Annotated in this window: 1 pseudogene; it reads left to right on the forward strand. The window is 42.5% G+C overall.

The annotated features are described in order from the left end of the window. Window positions 1-533: pseudogene (locus ACVBIL_RS20650) on the forward strand (ISL3-like element ISShha2 family transposase); the annotation flags it as partial. Window positions 534-546: the final 13 nt, after the last annotated feature.

Genomic DNA, 546 nt, shown 5'->3' on the forward strand with positions numbered 1-546 from the left:
GATTTCATGTGATGCAAAACTACGGCCTGCTAATCAAAAAAGAGCGTTCCAAAGCCTTTCGAAATGGTTCTCATGAAGAGAAAAAGATGCTCAAAGGAACGTTGTTCCTCTTGCTGAAAAACGCCCATAAACTGGATGATAGGCAGTCAGATAGGCTTGGTGACTTACTCGAGAGTAACAAGACTCTCTGCATTGTTTATATGCTGAAAGAGCAGTTACAAGCGATATGGGATGAAGCGTGTTACAAGTCGATGGTAATGGCACTTGAAGCTTGGTGCGGTCTTGCTAGGTCTACGAGGATATTGTCGTTGTGTAATTATGCAGACGCACTATTGGATAGAAAAGTCGGCATCTGCAATTACGCAAAATATAGATTAACCAATGCTCGAGTTGAAGCTGGGAATGTCTCTATTGGTTTACTCAGGCGAAGAGCTAGAGGGATCCGAGACATTGAATACTTCAAACTCAAGATCAGACAAACATCAGTCCCTGATACCCATTCAACCTTTTATCCAAATATCAAGCTCATGTAAGCGGAGAAGAGCC

It is taken from the genome of Shewanella sp. 125m-7 (assembly GCF_052977045.1).